The organism is Chromatiales bacterium, assembly GCA_014323925.1.
In the GTDB taxonomy this organism is placed as follows: domain Bacteria; phylum Pseudomonadota; class Gammaproteobacteria; order Poriferisulfidales; family Oxydemutatoraceae; genus SP5GCR1.
In genome coordinates this window covers 1-15,625 of sequence record JACONC010000021.1, presented here as the reverse complement: position 1 = coordinate 15,625, position 15,625 = coordinate 1, and the positions used below count along the sequence as shown (strand labels likewise).

Genomic DNA, 15,625 nt, shown 5'->3' with positions numbered 1-15,625 from the left:
ATCCCCATATATCCACCCATATACCCATATTCCCGCTATATTAATTGTTATAACTATATATTATACTCAATGGACACCTATATGGAGACCCAATATGAACATTGGGGGCCATGGGATTCTATTGGGGTACCTATATATTACCTTACTTTATCTATAGACTGAGAGAAGGAGCCCTCCCAGGTCCTCAGGGGCCCACTAAGTTATATGAGGACACTATGGACAAGATAGAAAAACTAGAACTACTCCAAGAACTTGAGAAGAGACAAAAATTAAAGGAATACTCCCAGGACTTCCCCAAGTTCGCTAAGGAGCAAATACAGATTATTACGAAGGATGCGACTCAAGGGTTTGTCCCTTTTGAACTTAATGATGCACAGATCTATATTACAGAGAAATTAGAAGAACAGAGACGTAAAACAGGGAAGGTGAGAGCTATTATCCTCAAAGCGAGGCAACAGGGGATATCCACCTACTGTGCGGGACGAGTGTTCTGGAAAACCTACTTCCTATCCCATACTAGGTCTGTAGTGATGGCTCACGACTCAGCCACATCTGACGCTCTCTTTAATATGTCTAAGAACTTAATTAAGAATATGGCAGGGGAGTTGAAGCCTGATGAGGAGAAATCAAACGCTAAAGAGATTGTTATCAGATCGCCGGCTTATAAAGATAATGAAGCAAAAGGAAGTTATCGTCTTTACACCGCGGGGTCGCCGGAAGCTGGTCGCGGCACCACGCCTACTATCGCTCATCTCTCCGAAGTTGCATTCTGGCAGCATGATGAAAAGATCCTCGCCGGTCTTTTCCAGGGAATATCGCAAGCGGCCGATACGGAAGTCATCCTTGAAAGCACTGCGAACGGTGCACAGGGAGAATTCTATAGATTATGGAAAGGGGCTGTCGCCGGGGAGAACGAGTATATACCTATATTCCTCCCTTGGTTCTGGACTAAAGAATATACGAGAACCCCTCCTGACGGAATGGAGTTGTCGGTCGAAGAGGAGAAGCTTCAAGAGAAATACGATCTCACATTGGGTCAACTATATTGGCGTAGACTTAAGATTGCAGAGGGTGGTGAGCTCAAATTCAAACAGGAGTATCCTGCATCAGCGGATGAGGCTTTTATCGTTTCAGGCGCAAACGTCTTCAACGTGGAAAAACTCGATAAGCTTATACCACAGGCTCCAGTTAAACAAGCGGCGTATGATGTTAATTCGAAAACGTTTGATCCAATGCGAGAAGGTAAGCTAGTCCACTGGGAATACCCAGACTGGGACACTAATTATATCATTGCGGCTGATGTCGCTTTGGGTGTAGGACAGGACTACTCATGTGCTATAGTATTAGACAACCAATATAGAGTTGTTGCTATGTACAGGGATAACCGGGTTGACCCATCCCTCTTCGGTGAACTCCTATTCTACTTAGGACGCTACTATAATAATGCGTTCATGTGTGTAGAGAGCAACAGTATGGGCATTGCAACTCTACAGAAGTTGGAGAGTATGCAGTATGTCAACCTCTACAAACAGACCAAGATCGCTAATGTATCCAACGAGGAAGGAGAAAGATTGGGCTTCCGTACTACATCAGCTACAAAGCCAGCAATCATCGGTAATCTCAAAAACCTCGTTGAAAACGAAGAAGTGATGATACCGTCAGCAGTGATAATCCAGGAAATGAAGGATTATGTCTCTACTGACACAGGAAAAACAGAAGCAGCCCCAGGGTGTCATGATGACACTGTGATGGCATTAGCCATGGGATGCGAGGTCTTACGGACCCATTGGGACCGCCTGCAGAATACTAATGTGGGATGGAAACATAAGATGGCACAGTGGAAGCCTGACGATACCCAGTGGTTCTAGATTTCCCATTGTCCTCAGCCCGCTAGCATACCGGGTGGGAGTGTATGCTATTTTTAGGGAAGCTCTGCCGTACCTGCAAAGGAACCGGTGAGAGCAGCCATAGCAGAGTTTCCCTAATAATTTTCGTTGCCGACATCTAGTGTCGTCGGTCAATATTCTTGAGCGGAGTGCGTGGAACACGAAACCACAGTGCAGTTGAGAGGGTGCATATATTCGTTCTGGCTACCTTACCCTCTCCTTCATTCAACCATGGTGGTGAAGCAAAGGATAGTAACCCTAGAAGCACCGGGGGTCTCGCCCGCCTAAAGGGCTCAAATTCAGGCTGTTGCCGTTAGATAGAGAGGTATCCAAGATGCGATATAATGAACAAGCGGTTCAGCCGCAAAAGGAAGATAAGCCGGGAAAGGAAAAAGCCCGGGAGATGACGAAACCGGGCCAGTATTCTTCGAGCGAACTCCAAGGATCCCGTAAGATTATGTGGAGGAAGTAATGGCTAGAGACTATAGTGGCCAATATCCCAACGCGGGAGGTGGTCATTCCTACAAAACAGAGGTGACAGATGAGCAACTGATCAACCTTATTGAGTCTGGAGTACAGAATTCAGTAGGTGATTGGCTTAATTCGTCTGATCTAACTCGCGAACGACTACGATCTACGTACGAATTCGCTGGAGTACCGGAGTTTCACCTAGCTCCACAGGGCGTTTCTACTATTGTTGACACCTCAACAACTGAAACAGTAGAGGCTTATACAGCTTTGATAGCAGATTTATTCCTCAATAATCAGAAGTTAGCTAGATTTGTCCCTTACGATGACACTCCTGCTGCTCATATGGCAGCTCATCAGGCTAGTAAGCTAACTAATTATTGTCTTTTTAAGCAGAACAACGGCTGGGAAACCCTACAAACCTGGATTAAGTCTGCTCTTCTCTGGAAGAACTCTATAATCCGGTGGGAATATGTAGAAGATTACGATGCTGATGTGATGGAATACGAGAAAATCTCCCAGCAACGGCTAGATGAAATCCTCGCTAACGACAATATGGAAATTATTGGGGATTTAGAGTACGAGAATGAGTTAGATGACCTCGGTGGTGCGGAACTCACGTACGTAAATGTAAAGATTAAAGAGAATATCGACAAAAGTCGGGTGAAGATTACCAATATTCCCCCGGAATCCTTCCGTATTTCCCGTGATGCGCAGTCGATTGACGATGCTGCGTTCGTTGGTATCCAGGTTTCTATGTCTCGTAGCGATATTCGTAAGTGGTGGCCGGAAGTTGCGGCCGAAATAGGCGATGAAGAGTGGGATGAGCTAGGTCATACGGAAGAATGGCTGGGTAATGCGCGGTATTCGGAGGATATTGCGGCTCGTAAGTTCGTGACTGGCCAGGAATACTGGCAAGGTAGCGTATCAGAGGACCTATATCCGCTTGAAGCCAACCGAGAAGTAACAATTACCGAATGTTGGATCCGTGTGGACCGTGATGGCGACGGTATTGCGGAACTTAAGCACTTCATTATTGCTGGTTCCCACATATTGTCGGAAGATTACGTTGATATGATCCCATTGGCGTCATTATCGCCGATCGATATTCCATATGAGTTCTATGGTCTGTCTGTTGCGGACATGACCCGTAGTTCTACCCTAGCATCTACCGCTATCCTGCGTGGATTCGTAGAGAATACGTATCTCACTAACTATAGTCCTAAGCTTGCGGACCCGAACGTAGTAGATTTCTCTGCATTGCAGAATATGAAGCCGAAGCAGATCATTCCTACTAACGGAAACCCCGCAGCTGCGGTTGCACCTCTGCCTCCGGAGACAATCTCCACAGGTACGGTACCATTGCTAGAGCATTTGCAGCTTATTAAAGAACAGGCGACTGGTATGTCTAAGGCTGCACAAGGTCTGAATGATACATTGTACGTATCTGGTAATAGTGAGACTAAGCTACAGGCTATCCAGTCTGCATCTCAGAAGCGGGTTCAACATATTGCCCGTCGATTTGCTGAGACTGGACTTAAGCGTCTGTGCTCAGGTGTATATATGATGATGCGCTCTAGCATGAACGAGATGAAGATCAACTTCAAGGGTGTATACTCTACTATTGATCCTAAAACTCTACCCAAAGATATGGACTGCGAGATCTTCGTAGACCTGGGTGAGAACTCAAATGCTAACATGATCCAGAAGTTACAGCAAGTAGGTGGTCAGATCTTACCTGCTCTAAACCAGCAAGGCCAGGGTATGGTTATTAAACCTGATGCGCCGGCTATGCTAGCCACTATGTTGCTAGAGTCTATGGGTCTAGATAGTAACGACTTCTTAGAAGACTACACTACAGACGAGTTCAAGCAGCGTGCGCAGCAAGCTAGCCAAGAACAGAGCCAGCGTGCTCAGATGGAGCAAGAGCTAATGAACCGTAAGGCTCAGGCTGATGCTGCATTGGCAGAAGCTAACGTCGCTTATACTGCTGCTCAGACTAAGAACGTTAACGATGACAACGCTAAGCAATTGGCTGTGTCTATCGATAAACACTTCCAGGAGTGGGCCGACCTCCAGATTAAGTCGGTTAAAGAAGGGGCTGAGCTACCACCCCGTCCGGATTATCAGACTATCCTGATGATGGCGAATCAGCTCTTACAAACAACCCAACAGGCGCCCGCTCCTCAGCAGCCGCCTCAATCTAATCAACAAGGAGGGCCACAATAATGGCAATCATAACTTTGCGCACTGACGGTACTGCTGCGCCTCTTACTACAAATGCTACGGTAGCTGCTGCTGGCACAACAGATATTGTTATCGCAAACGAAACTAAGGTCGGTGTAGAGATCACTCTATCTGGAGCAGTTGCTGCTGGCGCTGCTGCTGTAGCATTCCGGGAGGCAGCAAGTACTGCTGAGACCCATCGTCCCGAACGTTTCACTAACACTGTACTACATTTAGAAGGTGGTGAGACTGTGGACATCACACTCGTTAATAACCACACCGCTGCTCAGGGTTTAACTCTGACTGCTCGTACTGCGCATGGAACTGCGTTTCCTGTAGATACTGTTAATGCGTCTAATAATCGCATCTCAGTTACTACTCGTGCAGCTGTGAACTTAGCAGCAAACTTCTAATGGAAAAGTACCGTGGGCCAGCTGAGAAGAAGCTGAAAGGGATGCATCCAGATTTACAGGCTAAAGAAGCATTGGTGAAAGCTGAGTTCGCTAGTAGACAGCGAGAAGAGTTTTTCACTGGTGCTTACGGGGAACTGATGGTAGATTACTATCTTCAGTTCCTACGCACTGAGCCCCATGAGCATAAGGCACGAGAGTTTATCTACTCTTGTGTCTTAGCTTTGGGAGATGTTAAGAGCAAGTTAGCTCAATATGAAATGTACGGCAAGAACGTACCGCATTTGGAGGACAATGGAAATGCACAAGATTAACTATGAGGAGTTACTACATAACGTAACTCAAATGATTAATTTACTAGAGTTCGACGCTATGCGCAGCTCTGGTAAAGCAAAACTAAATTCGCAGCACCTTGAAAGCTTATATGCTATGAAGGATCGTTACGAGGCAGCTATGAAACCTAAAGCTGCTCCCAAGAAAACAGCTGCGAAGTAAGGAGGAATTATGTCAACTGAAGATCAAACTGTACCCGATATGGATCACGGAGATGGAAGTGGCGAAATGTCAGAACAAGCCTTGTTAGATGCCGTTATGGCCAACAGCCCTCTTATGCAAGAGGTTGGTGGTGCGCCAGAACCGCTACCTGAAGAACAAGACGAAGTTCTCGACGAAGCTGAATCAGATGAAGAAGAATACGACCAAGAAGAATCTGAGGAAGCTGCTGAAGAGGAACTAGAGGAAGAAGTAGAGGAAACTGAAGGAGAAGATGCCCCGGAAGGCGCTACCGAAGAACCTGATGTCTACGCTGCTGATGACCTAGATTTAGAAGCCAAAGTACGAGTCAAGATTGATGGCGAGGAAATGGATGTCTCATTCGAAGATCTCTTAAAGGGATATCAAACGGATGCCTCACTTAGTAAGAAAGGTCGTGAACTAGGCGATGCTAAGAAAGCCCTGGAGGAAGAGCGTGAACAAGCTCTTGCTCAAGTTAATGAACTGGGCCAAGCATCAGCTGCAGTATTGATGGGACAGGAACAGAACCTGTCTAAAGAATACCATGATATTGAAGCAAAGATTGAGAAGGCACGTGAAGAAGGTGATACCTATGAAGTAGGTGAACTAAAAGATAAGCGTGAACAGGTACAGAAGAAGTATTGGAATGCTCGTAAGCAACGTGAAGGTTTGCAGGCTAAGCTGAAAGAACAGCAAGAAGCCGTGCAGCAGGAAGCGTGGAGGAAGCAAATTGAATACTTCCAAGACAACATCGAATCGTTTGTGCCGGGGTTTGACGAAACCGTGGCTAAAGAGATCCGAGACTTTGCGGTAGGCGAAGGCTTACCTGAGGTTGTCGTTGATAACATTACCGATCCGGCTGTTGTCAAAGTACTTAACGATTATCGCGTTCTCAAGCAAGGTGTTAAGAAGGGAGAGGCTAAGCGTAAGGCTGTGCCTGCGAAGAAGTCTGTCCCTGCTAAGAAGGCCAAAACCGCTGCTAAGAAAAAGCAAGATGCGGATAAGATGGTCAAGGCACGTGCTTTCAAAGAAGATGCTTCGCAAGAAGATCAAATGGCTTTCCTCCGTCAATATGCAGCTAAATCTTTAGGAAGTTAAATTAGGAGGCTATAATGGCTGTTATTTCAGGACGTGGTGTAACCACAGGTCGTGCAGGTACTGATATCCAATCAGGTCTGTCAAACAACACGGTTTCTCAGCGCGAGGACCTAGCAAACTTCATCTCGATGATTACTCGTGATGAAACCCCCTTCATGTCGTCTATCGGCAAGACAAAAGCTACTGCTATCTTCCACGAGTGGCAGACTGACGAACTGCAAGCTCCGGGTAACTCTCGTATCTCAGAAGGTACTGACTACGTAATCCCGGGCTCGACTGCTGGTCTTGGAGGTGGTATGGCTCAGGCAACCGGTCCTGAGTTCAACGTAGTTGGACCTAACCGTGCTCGTTTGGGTAACTACACCCAGATCAACGGTAAGACTATCGCTGTCTCTGGTACTCGTCGTGCTATTGATCAGGCAGGTGTTGCAGACGAATATGCGTACCAGCTGAAGAAGCGTGGTACTGAATTGCGCCGGGACGTTGAGCGTGACTTGATCGGCACTTATCAGGTAGCTGATGCTGCATCAACATCTACTGCTCGTTCATTCGGTGGCTATCAGGCGTGGATCAACGACGTAGCAACCTGTGAAGGTTTGTCATCTACTACTGCTACTTACACTGCAGTTACCGACCGTGCTACCAACTACTTGGATGCGGACGCAACTGATGATACCCCCGCACAGGACGCTAGCCAAGCTGGTACTGGTCGCTTTGTTCCTGTACTGGTTAACGAAGCTGCTCGTCGTGCACTAAGCTTGTCTGAGATCGATAGTGTAATGCAGAAGATCTATGAGGAAGGTGGTAAGGCTACTAAGATCATGGTATCTCCAAAGCTACGCCGTGACTTCTCTGACTTGATGGTTACTGATTCTGGTGTTCGTCGTAACATCGATATGGATGGTAAGCTGCGTCAGTCAGTAGATATCTACATGTCAGACTTCGGTGACTTGATGGTAGTTCCGAACTACATCATGGGTCTATCAACTAGTGCTACTGCTAACGATGACACTGCAGACGCTACTGCTTTGGTCTACGATCCTCAGTGGTTCTCACTGGCTACTCTACGTCCTCTGCAGGAAGTAGATGTCGGACAGCGTGGTGACTCAACCATCGGCATGATGGTCGAAGAGTGCACGTTGGAAGTTAAGAACCCCATTGGTTGTGGTGCTATTTACAACTTGCGTTAATCGCTGATTGGGGCCTACGGGCCCCTTTCTTTTTATTCTATTAGGAGGTATAGGATATGATGGTAATTCGAGCCCAGAACGCGGCGGATCGTGGTATCCCTGCAGCTACTGGTGCAGTATTTAATTTATTCCCTGCTGATCGTTGCACTTGGCAACAGATCGATTCAACTCTGCCAAGTGGTTACTCTATTCAGAACGCTCGGTTCATTAACACCGGTGGTGGTGCGACTACCAACGCTGTGACTCTAACCAATGCAACCTTAGGTTATATCGGTAAGTCAGGTCGATTTGTGGCGATTAGTGAATAATGAGTAAGCATGATCAACATGTCGTTGGCTCTGAAGGAGGAATGACAGGAGGACTGGACGAGAATACAAAAGAATGGAAAGTCTATCAAGACGAGAAGCCATTCATTGAGCAAGCTAAACTAGACCGTGAAGCTGTATATAAGAGGGATATGGGGTATAAGAAAGCTTGTACTATTCCTGATATTGTAGCAATTGATATCCTACATAAGTATGGTATTGATATTCACGATCAAACGTTTATGAACGACCGTGATAAGGTTCGTAAGGTATTAACAATTATTAAGACAGAGTATCCGCACTTAATGTCTTATTAGGAGGGTGTATGGCAATCACATATGATGAACTAACGGATCTAGTCCGTGATTGGTCTAACCGGGATTCTTCTGCATTGCCGGACACGATCATCCAATCATCCCTCCGGTATGCAGCTGATGAGGCGTATCGGAGGTTGATGATTCCACCATTGGAGCATACGACGTATTACGTTGTAAATGACACTGGTGCAGCTGAAACATACGTTATCGATGGGACAGATACCGTAGTAACAGCTAGCAATATTGCTGTAGGTGAGATCGCTCAGCCTACAAGTAATCTTCAATATAATACAGTAGAGATCCCTGTACCGGGTGATGCTGTATCATTTATCCATCTCAGAGCGCGTGGCTCAGTCATGCGAGATGAGCAGGACAGAATTCGAGTAGAGAACGTAGGAACTACAGCTAACCCTAACTACTTACCAGTATTTGATACTGTAAGCTTTAGGTCTGATATCGTCTTTAATGAGAAGACAGATATCCGTACATTCTACGATTTCTACGCTGATAAGGTCTCAGAGAGTTTCTGGACACGGCATGGTAACAACTTACTACTCGGTGGTTTCTTAAACACCGGTATGGTATTTGAGTTACACTATTACCGTCGGTTACCAGCACTTGATGCTCGCCTATCAGTACCTACATCTATTAGTCGAGTAGACGACGCATATACTACTGCTCCCGCTGGATATGAGCTGGTTGAGCAAGAAGACTATGCGATGTTGTCACGACTAGAGCAAAGGACATATACTGAGGTATTAACTACAGATGGAGATCAACATGATCCCCGACAGTATGTCCGATCAACCACTGAGTCAGCTAACTGGCTGAAAGATCAGAACGAGCGTGTGCTTCTGTATGGCGCACTCTTCCGAAGCTTTGATTATCTACAAGAAGATGACCAAGCTCAGAAATATATGGTCAGGTTCCGTGAATCAATCGAAGAACTGAACATGGAAGAGAAGACTCGTAAGGCATCTGGTGGTAACGTCCAAGTCCATTACAACGGGTTTGGTAGAATTTAAGGAGGTAGCATATGGCAACTAACTCATTAGGTGGTGCATTCGGTGGTGGCGATGCTCCAGTCTCAACTGAAGAGCAAGCGCAAGGCTTAACCACTACCAACGATTCATCCCTAGGCGGTGAGTTCGCCAGTGCCTTTACGACACCCACAGGTGGTGGAGCTGTAGGTCCTACTGGACCTGCGGGTCGTGGTATTAGAAGTATCACAGCTAACCCTGAAAGCCCTATGCCGGGTCAGAATACTACGCTTACTATTACGTATACTGATGGTACTACACAGACTTTCACAATTACTACCGGTGCTCAAGGCTCTGAAGGTCCACAAGGACCGATGGGTTTACCCGGTAATGACGGTCGTGGTATCGATGATATCGCTGGTGTAGTGCAGACAGATGGTAATACTCTTGTCACAGTATCGTATAGCGACAATACATCTGACACATATATAGTCCAACGTGGTGAGCAAGGAGACCAAGGCGTAAGTGTCATGTCTGTGGTTGGTTCAGCTCCTGTTGTAGGAACTAATACTACAGTTACTGTTACATTAACAGACGGTACCACTCAGACCTTCGATGTACCCCCGGGGACAACCGGAGGAACTGGTAATGATGGTGTAGGTGTGATGAGTGTAGTTGGCGTAGATGATGCTAACAATAATACTATCGTAACAGTTACCCTTACTGATGGTACTACTCAAACCTTCCGTGTAAACCGTGGACAACCCGGAGCACGAGGGGTTGAGGGTCCTGTTGGCCCACAAGGTCCCGGCATTACTAACGTAGTAGATAATGGAGATGGTACACTGACTATCTCATATGGTGCTACTGGTTCTGTAACTACTTCTGATCTTACTGGTCCTCCCGGGATGGACGGTGGTCCGGGTCCTGATGGACCTCCCGGTATGGCTGGTCGAGGCATCCAGAGTGTAACAGCTCCACTTAACCCTCCTGTTGGAATGTCAAGTACAGCTACAGTAACCTTTACTGACGGTACCACATCTGATATCAACTTACCTGCTGGTCCTATGGGGCAGCGTGGTAATGATGGAGACCGTGGAGCACAAGGTGATCCGGGTATGGATGGTGCTACAGGTAATGGGATTGCTTCTGTTACTGTACCTGCTACTACAACTCTCGGTACTAGCTATACTGCTACTATTAACTTCACTGATGGTACTACTCAGGACTTCACTGTTCCTGCTGGTGTACAAGGGGTACAAGGTATTCCCGGCACAGATGGAGCTACTGGACCACGTGGCCGTAGTATTCAGAACGTAACTGATCAGGTTATTACTGCGCAAGAGTTGACGCGTCTTACTATTAACTATGATGATGGCACGTCAGATCTTATTGATGTCCCCTTCCTTATGGGTGGTGGAACAGGTATGGCAGCTTTATCAGCTCAGCTTAATGAATTCCAAGATCATCTCTCTATTGATGAGGATGAGCTATACCTACGGGAAACAAGTTTAGAATCTCTTGTATTTGCTAAAGGCCGTACAATTCCTGATGCCACTACTGATTCAGACGATCTCGCAACGTTAGCTGATGTTATTGATGCAGCTCGTAGTCAGGTACTGGAACTCGGTGAATGGCAGGGATATACCCCTCTGACTCGTACTGTAGTTACTATTGATGGTATGCCATATAACAACGTCCCACCGGGAGATGCAGCTAGTAACTTCCAGCATTATGAGTACGCTGTAGGTGGTGATCGGTTATGGCGTGCAGTGAATGGGATTATCCGTGGGGTTGACCTACGTTGGGACCGTTCGCAGGGTATGTTCGTTACTACGTCTACTCCACCTCCTGTAGGAACCTATGCAGTACATCTACGTGCTGGCTTGAGGGATGATCAGATACGTGGTGCAGATACAATCTTTATCTTACAGAATGCTGCTGGTATCCAAGACCAACTGCCACTAGCAGGTCGTATCGGTGGACTAGCATTACCCGGTCTGGGTTATGCAGCCGATGCTGACGCTGATGCAGCAGCAACAAACGATACATTTTATGAAGGTGTGAACCTCTATCAACTTGGAGATACTCTAGAGCAATACTTAGAGAGTGGTATCCTAGAGGATTACATTGAAGGTCTGATTGACGATAACCGTCCAGTGCAGCATCCGGGTTTCCAACCTGGGGTGATGACACTGAGCAGCAATGGGTACACCATTGGAGACACAGTACCAACTACATTAACAGCTACAGTCTCTTTGACTCAAGCTTCTATTGATGATGGCTGGACATTCACAGCTGTCTCTGGGGTATTCAATGGTGCTACAGTAACTGGTGTATTGAATGCAGCAGCTACAACTCAGACATTTACATTTACTAACGTTCCAACAGTTGCTGGTAATTATACAGTCTCAGCGGATCTCGAGGGATCTCATGCGACTTTATCTACAGCAGCACGTGAACGTACAGCTCAATTTACAGTGAGGACGCCTCAAGCGTTATCTTACTGGGTAGTAGACACAGCAGATTACGATGCTACAGATACTGTTCAAGTAGCGGATATCTTAGCACTTAACGAGATGGAACAGAATATTACTGAGCTACCTCACGTATTCAGCTTCACCCCAGCAGAACTTGCAGGTGGTGGTCGTATTCTAATTGCACTGCCGGATTCTTTAAGTCCTACGACTTTACAGGTAGGTACTGGTGGTTTCTTCTCAGATGTGATTACAAATACAGATATTAGAACTATTAATGATAGTGCTAATAATGGTCTTCCATATAGGGTATTCCAACTTCGTATTGGTGGTGCCGGGGTTAACCCCGATGTTAACGTGGCAGTGAGGATTGATTAATGGCAATTAACTTTACAGCGCCTATTAATGCGCGCTTTGTAGACTTCATATACAATACTCCTGAGTACTCAGCAACGGAGACATACCAACGAGGAGACGTGATCTCTCAGGGTGGTCGGGTATATTACAATATCCTCGCAGTCGGAGATACATCTACTGGTGTAGCTCCTCCTATCCCCGGAGAGACAAATGCCACATGGCGAGAGATTGGTGAGGGCACTACTGGTGGTGATGCAGACGTAATTCGTACATTGGTAGATGGTGAAGATTATCAGATCGGTGACTTCATTTTGAATCTTGTAGATACTAACTTGTATCGTGCTATTCAGGACTTTACTCAAGATGACCAAACGGATACTTTCGCATCTCTAGCTAATGACCGAGTTATTGAGCGTGTCTCAACAGGTCTTGGCGTGGAACAGTTACGTAACGTTGAGGGTGATCTAAGTGCTCCCTCAGGATCCTCTCTAGTATTTGACTCTGATACAGACACATGGTCTCCATCACGAGTACCAACTTCTACACGTGGATCATACAGGTTAGAGTTCGATGACTTAGTACTATCTGGTGAAGCTACTACAGATGCTGTTCCTTATACTAATACTTTTGAAGTAGATGGTGCATCCTCTAATGTAGACAATACACAAGAAACTGCTGTAATTAGGATTAATGAGAATACAAACCTTGGTGTTGAACGACAGTTTAACTCGGGATTTAATATCTTCTTCACCAGACCCGTTACAGACCTTACTGCAGATAATTTCTATACACTTGTATGTCGTTTGTCTAGGTTTGACTTAACATTTAATTATGCTAACGGAGAAACTGAAGCGTTTACGTTTGCTGCTCAATTCGGATCAGCATCTCGTAACCAAGCAAACATTCCAGCTGCTGATCCCCAAACAGATCTACGTACACCCGAAGCGTTACGTAACATTTGTCGTAATGCTATTAATGGTGTTGCAGATACTGCGCCTAACCAAAGTATTACTAGAGCAGATGGAACTACATTACACCAGTCGCTAAACGCTGTATTAGGGACTGATAACTGGGAAGTTATTGATATCCCAGATAATGCTGATGGCGATCCCGGTTTCCGTATTCAGATTATAGACTTAGACGATATCCCATTAACGGGCACACGTACACTTAGTACTGATGCCGACCCATGGCGTATTCAATTTGAGATGGAATGGATTGCAGGTGGTAACACTCAACGAGTTCGTTTTGACACTATCAGTACAGGTGGGGGAGATAACTTCACTACCGATGAAACTGACTTCACTAATACACCTGCTGGTATTGGGTTTACTAACCGGCTGACTATTACCTTCGGTGGTAACGACTATGTCGTAGATACAAACCCGGGTAATGCTACAACTCCTGCAGATGATGCATCTGTATTTGCCCCAGCTATTGCAACAGCTTTACAAGGGATGAATATTCCGGGATTAATAGTAAGTGATGCTGTATTAGTTAACGGGAACTATGATATCACGTTAACATCAATTGCATTTGGTAACGTTGTTATTGGGGGTTCTCAAGAGACTATACCTGATACAGTTAATGCTGCCGCATTTGGATCAGACTTCAATGCAAACGTAAATGTTGTACAAGGTGAACAGGGTTCTCTTGGTACCGTAATAAGGATAGACTACACAGATGCAACAGGCCAGCGGCGGAATAATATTGTTTCACTTGAAGCTACTAATGCAGCTAACTCTACAAGAGATCGTGTAAGACAAGCTATTCAAGCATACTTTAACGGGACTGCTACTGTAGCAGGAACAGATACAGTTATTAATGCACCAGCAGTTCGGTGGACTGTTGTAGATGTTGGGACTGACTCCCTACGGGTCGCCTCACCAGATGCTTTAAGTGCAGCAGAAGCTAACAACTTAACTTTTGATATTGATGTCTCTGTACCCGGTACCAACTCAATGGGCTTCGGGTTTAGTAATGAAGTCATCGGAGACCCTGTAGTTGCTGTTGGTGATCCTACAGTATTAAACTTCACCTTTGATATTCTTGGTGTAGAAACTCCTGTTACGATGACCTTCCCTTCCTTCCATGGTGCGGGTGGTGATAATATCGATAATCCCGGTAGTATCCAAGAGGTTTATCAGTTTATCAATGATCAAATTGAAGCAGCCGATATTGATAACCTTTCAATATTCCCTGAAACAATTACAGATCATCTTATCTTTTCATCTCCTCTAGGAGTGGACCTAAATTCTACATTAACTATCACAGATCCCGGTGGTGTTATTACTGGTCCGGATACAACAGCTGATTTTGTAACTGCATTTGATATTACTATTAATCAGATTCAAACAACAGATATTCCATTCACAGTTGACGTAGCAGATACATTTACATTTGATATTGTTAATGGGGGAATAGAAGATGTTGCTGGAGTCCTTGCACAGATATCAACAGATTATATTGATAACGTAGCAGGTTCAGTGCATAATGAAATTACTGGTTCTACTATTCGTCTTTTTGGTAATGATGCTTTTAATAACATCAACAATCGCCGAATAACAACAGATGATGGTTCTGCGTTTATTGAGTTCTCTGTCCAGCAAGCAGGTATCTCATTCCCTAATCCGGGCGCTGACTTATCTGATATCTATACACGGATAAGCACTGGGTTAACTGACGCTCTTATCGGATGGCCTGTTGTAGGACCTGCAAACTTAGCAGGTACTACGGATGAAGACTTAACAGATAACTCTGGTAGGCTTTTAGAATTCCTTAGGACTGATGAGGGTGAAGCTGAGTGGAGATTAGTACCTCCCGGTTCTGCTACTACTCCGTTTATTCAGAGTGCTCGTAGTACTGCTGATGGTGGTCAAACAGATCGTGTTCCATCAGAGGCAGCTGTAGGTGACGCTATTGATGTTAGTGCTAATACCCGTATTGAGATCGACGCAGATGAGATTGATACAGGTATCTTGGATGCGCAGCAAGTAGTCACACGGTTCTATGATGCGAGTGCAGGCACTGTCACTACAGACAATAGGCCTTTACCTAGTGCTCTAACGACAGTTAATATGGGTCGCGCAAGCTGGCAGTTTATTAATGGCGAATGGACATTAACTAACTTTGCTGCGAGTGAGGTTCCAAACCCCATTGAAGCGCTCTCGCTTTATCTTGAAGGTGGTGCAGCAGCTATCACTAACTACGATGGTACTAATAACTTTGATGCTTTAGATATTGGTTTCTACGATATCCGTGAGCCTCTTGAGGTTACAGCTACTCGTACTACAGTAGATAGCCGTGGACGATTTGAGATTACTCTTTCAGGTACTCAAACGTTAGCAGCTGGTAACAATATCATTATTGATTACTTGAACAACGGTGATTCTCTACGC

General features: G+C 45.6%; 12 protein-coding genes. All 12 read left to right on the top strand.

Annotation, left to right across the window (positions count from 1 at the left end; translation table 11 throughout):
- The first annotated feature begins 215 nt into the window (after window positions 1–215).
- A complete protein-coding gene (locus tag GDA45_07395; protein MBC6414684.1) occupies window positions 216–1,868 on the top strand; it encodes a hypothetical protein in 1,653 nt (550 codons plus the stop codon).
- 489 nt (window positions 1,869–2,357) lie between these two features.
- Window positions 2,358–4,583: a hypothetical protein gene (locus GDA45_07390; GenBank protein ID MBC6414683.1), complete on the top strand. Its 2,226-nt coding sequence runs from the start codon at window positions 2,358–2,360 to the stop codon at window positions 4,581–4,583.
- Entirely contained in the window at window positions 4,583–4,993 is a 411-nt protein-coding gene (locus tag GDA45_07385; protein ID MBC6414682.1) for a hypothetical protein, read from the top strand. Before GDA45_07390 ends, GDA45_07385 begins: the two co-directional genes overlap by 1 nt.
- Window positions 4,993–5,304, top strand: a complete 312-nt coding sequence (locus GDA45_07380; GenBank protein MBC6414681.1) for a hypothetical protein — start codon at window positions 4,993–4,995, stop codon at window positions 5,302–5,304. The genes GDA45_07385 and GDA45_07380 overlap by 1 nt, the downstream gene beginning before the upstream one ends.
- On the top strand, window positions 5,285–5,485 hold the full coding sequence (locus tag GDA45_07375) for a hypothetical protein (protein ID MBC6414680.1): 201 nt from the start codon (window positions 5,285–5,287) through the stop codon (window positions 5,483–5,485). Before GDA45_07380 ends, GDA45_07375 begins: the two co-directional genes overlap by 20 nt.
- A gap of 9 nt (window positions 5,486–5,494) precedes the next feature.
- Window positions 5,495–6,601: a hypothetical protein gene (locus GDA45_07370; GenBank protein ID MBC6414679.1), complete on the top strand. Its 1,107-nt coding sequence runs from the start codon at window positions 5,495–5,497 to the stop codon at window positions 6,599–6,601.
- A gap of 14 nt (window positions 6,602–6,615) precedes the next feature.
- Window positions 6,616–7,791 carry a DUF5309 family protein gene (locus tag GDA45_07365; GenBank protein ID MBC6414678.1) on the top strand — a complete coding sequence of 392 codons (1,176 nt, stop codon included), beginning with the start codon at window positions 6,616–6,618 and terminating at the stop codon, window positions 7,789–7,791.
- A 56-nt stretch (window positions 7,792–7,847) separates the two neighbouring features.
- Window positions 7,848–8,099 (top strand): hypothetical protein, encoded by a 252-nt coding sequence (locus GDA45_07360; protein ID MBC6414677.1) that lies wholly within the window; start codon window positions 7,848–7,850, stop codon window positions 8,097–8,099.
- Window positions 8,099–8,413: a hypothetical protein gene (locus GDA45_07355; protein MBC6414676.1), complete on the top strand. Its 315-nt coding sequence runs from the start codon at window positions 8,099–8,101 to the stop codon at window positions 8,411–8,413. The genes GDA45_07360 and GDA45_07355 overlap by 1 nt, the downstream gene beginning before the upstream one ends.
- Window positions 8,414–8,421: 8 nt before the next feature.
- Complete coding sequence (locus GDA45_07350; GenBank protein MBC6414675.1) at window positions 8,422–9,438, top strand: hypothetical protein; 1,017 nt, start codon at window positions 8,422–8,424, stop codon at window positions 9,436–9,438.
- Between the two features lie 11 nt (window positions 9,439–9,449).
- A complete protein-coding gene (locus GDA45_07345) occupies window positions 9,450–12,248 on the top strand; it encodes a hypothetical protein (protein ID MBC6414674.1) in 2,799 nt (932 codons plus the stop codon).
- Window positions 12,248–15,625, top strand: a 3,378-nt coding sequence (locus tag GDA45_07340; protein MBC6414673.1) for a hypothetical protein, incomplete at its 3' end; no start/stop codon positions are given. The genes GDA45_07345 and GDA45_07340, both read left to right, overlap by 1 nt.